This window comes from Synechococcus sp. MU1655, from assembly GCF_023630655.1.
In the GTDB taxonomy this organism is placed as follows: Bacteria; Cyanobacteriota; Cyanobacteriia; order PCC-6307; family Cyanobiaceae; genus Synechococcus_C.
In genome coordinates this window covers 1-3,021 of record NZ_JAKUHK010000240.1, presented here as the reverse complement: position 1 = coordinate 3,021, position 3,021 = coordinate 1, and the positions used below count along the sequence as shown (strand labels likewise).

Annotated in this window: 2 protein-coding genes and 1 pseudogene; 1 reads left to right on the top strand and 2 read right to left on the bottom strand. The window is 57.5% G+C overall.

The window, feature by feature from the left end:
* Positions 1 to 513: pectate lyase (locus tag NCN04_RS10005; protein WP_250395995.1), on the top strand; the 513-nt coding region annotated here is incomplete at its 5' end.
* On the opposite strand, the gene NCN04_RS10000 is transcribed toward NCN04_RS10005, so the two are convergent.
* Together NCN04_RS10000 and NCN04_RS09995 are read right to left on the bottom strand one after the other, a co-directional pair.
* Entirely contained in the window at positions 510 to 2,576 is a 2,067-nt protein-coding gene (locus NCN04_RS10000; protein WP_250395994.1) for an ArnT family glycosyltransferase, read from the bottom strand. The genes NCN04_RS10005 and NCN04_RS10000 overlap by 4 nt on opposite strands.
* Positions 2,576 to 3,021, bottom strand: a pseudogene (locus NCN04_RS09995) (hypothetical protein); the annotation flags it as partial. The gene NCN04_RS10000 and the pseudogene NCN04_RS09995, both read right to left, overlap by 1 nt.

Here is a 3,021-nt window from a genome sequence, read left to right as displayed (position 1 = left end):
TTTTTTGCTTATCTGGGTGCAGGGCTGTCGGCTTTGTTGTGTTTTTTGCTTTCGTTCAATCGTCGCCGTCGTATTCAGGCGATGTGGTGGTTGTTGATGACGGTTTTTTGTCTCTATGTTGCCGGAGAGGAGATTAGCTGGGGCGAAAGGCTGACTGGTTTTGGATTTGATCTCCTTCGAGAGGTCAATGCCCAAGGCGAATCAAATTTGCATAATCTTGAGGGTGTTCAAAATTATCTGCACGCCTCGTTTATGGCTGCAGGAGTTTTTCTGGGCTGGCTTGGTTGGCGATTTTTTCCTGCTATTGAAGCCTTCCCAGCGCGTCGGTTCAGTCTTTATTTCCTCATTGTTGCAGCGTTTTATTTTTACTGGGATGTCTCATGGATCAGCCATGGCGATCGCATCCGCAATGATCAGGAGGCAATCGAGTTACTGATGGGCTTGGGCCTCTGGATGCATGGCTTCACGTCACTTCGCCGTTTGCTCAGGTCGCGATCAACAGCGACGGGCTAGCGCGATGTCCCTTCGATCGAGTCAATGATTGTTGTCACAGCCGGTTCGAGACTGGAGAACAGCCCGATGGGACCGCGAGGGTCAAAGCATGCTGTTCGTGCAAGATCTCGCAGAGCCGTGATGATGTCTCGCTGCTGACCGGATTGAAGTTTCTCCATCTGATCGGAGGCCGACCAGGATGCTTTGCAGGTCTGCCAGTTCGCGATCAAGACGACGAGCCGGTAGGTACGAGCCCAGCTCTCTTCTCCTTCGACTTTCTGGATGCGCTCAAACCAGTCAGCGGCCTTGTTCGGTCGATTGCGCAGAACGTTGATCAAGGCCAGGCTCCATAGAGCGTCCCGGTCATCAGGGCTTTCTTCTAGCTGCGCTAACGCCCAGTTCTCAACACGCTCTTGGTATGCGAATCTCGGATCAAGCAGGTGCCAGGGCTCAATGGAGCCGAAGATGGCTTCGAGTGCTGCAGGGCCTTCCTCCATGTTTTTTGCCAGTGCAATGAACCGCCTGTCAAAGCGTTCCGGTTCAGGAGCCGTCGGCTTGCGTTTCCAGAGCTCGATATCCCTCCCCTTGCTCCAGGGCCAGGTCTGAACCCGTTCAAAGCGAGGATCCTGTCTTACTTCTCTGCTCAGTTGGCGGGCTGATTTGCGAGAGGTGCCCTGATCACCTGTGGCCAGAATCCACCACTCAGCCTGTTCTCTTGCGAGAGTACCCTGCCCCTTGGAACGGCCCAGACGCCTTACATCGATGGCTCCGCCATCAAGATTGCCGAGGTAGCTCAGGGTCTGTTCATTGAGATCGCGGTCGCTGGCGGCGATCAGAACGGTGACGTGATCATTCCCTTCTCGTTGTCTGAGGCTTGCAATCACGTCCGCCGCTGGAGATCCCGGCGCATACCTGATGTCACTCCACTGGATCCGGATGAGCTCGATTGCGCTGAGCAAGGAGGCCAGTAGGAGCAGGATCGGGCCGATGGCCCGTTGCCATGGCCGTTTGCCGAAGGCCTGCAGTAGCAGCAGCCAGCCCCTGGCCAGGATGATGCTCAGCAGCGGCAATAGGGGTGCGATGTAACGAGCATCCTTGTTGGGGCTCAGGCTCGTCGCAATCAGGACACAGATTGCCGTGCCTGTAAGCCAGCCCATCCCTTCCGTTTTCTCGATTCCATCGGAATTGTTTCGCTTCATAGCTTGCAGCAGACACCCGGCAAGTCCGCCGCCGAGCACCAGGCCTCCCACCTGTTTCGGTAGCAGTCGTGGGTACCAGATCCACGATTCCAACTGCAGCAGGCCGGGGTCGCCTTCCTCGGCCGCCGATGTAATCACGGCGCGTTGTGTTCCGCCAAGTGTCGTGATCCAGTTGTGCTGCAGCCAGGGAATGATTGCGATCAACGCGATTCCAAGACCTGCCACGAGCTGAAGGCTGCGTTTGGGCTCTCTCAGAGCTTGCACTCCGGCCCAGATTGCAGGGAGAGCCACCACCAGGAGTGCACTCTGCTTGGTGAGAACTGAAGCGGCAAGGGCCGTGGCAGCGACGATGGCCTGAGGCCATTGGCCACCTTGCGAACCAGGTCGCTGCCAGCGGTACAGGAGGAACAAGGCCAGCGTTGTCGTACCTGTGAGTGCTAGGTCAAGGGTGAACTCAACGCGATGTTCTGCCATGCCAGGAGCCATGGCGAGAAAGAGCGCCGCGAGGATTCCAAGAGGTCTGCCGCCAATGCACCGGCCCCAGCTCGCCACTGTCAGCAACACGACCCCATGCCAGAAGCTCAGGATCCATCCGGCCTGATCAGGGTTTTGCCCGACGATGGCCATCAGGCTTCCGCTGAGAATGGATGACAGAGGAGGGATTTTTGGTGAGAGATCCAGGAGCGCCTGCAACCCCTCCCACCGGCCCGGGTCGAGCACCCCCAGCTGCCTGCCATGCTCAATTGCGCTGCTGAGGTACTCGGCCTGATCCCAAGAGGGCAGGCGTTGATCTAGCTGCAGCCACGTGTGGTCGAGCACACAGCTCAGCGACCAGATCAGGCCGAGGGCGATCCACCAGATCAGGTTTTGATGGCGCAGGAGCATCAGCCAGTGCCGAAGATACGGGTTGAAATTCCACGCTTTCGGCACCAGCTGCGCGTGTGCAGGTAGAGCCCAGCGATGATCAAGAGTTCATAAATCTCCTGATGATTGGCGACAGTGATCAGGCATTCGCCGGCTTTCCCGCAGAATTCGAATCCCAGATACCAGATCGCTGGCAAGGTGAAATAGAGCGTGAACCGCGTGGCGGGGATGAGGGGCGCGGTGCGGAATACGAATCCCGCCAGGCCGAGGACCAGACCGAGGCTTGCCCATCCGAGATGCAGGAGCCCTTTCCCCTGGAAGACGGCGATGTTGTGCAGGTTCGTTTCTCCTTGCGTGTTGATCGATCGGATGGCGTCGATGCCGGCACCGTGCAGTCGCTCGCCCCAGCTGATTTCTTCACCGATGAAGAAGCAGAAGAGAACCAACAACAACAGCCATCCAAGCC

Coding starts and splice junctions, on each gene's coding strand:
- NCN04_RS10000 (WP_250395994.1), bottom strand. CDS start 2,576: ATGCTCCTGCGCCATCAAAACCTGATCTGGTGGATCGCCCTCGGCCTG.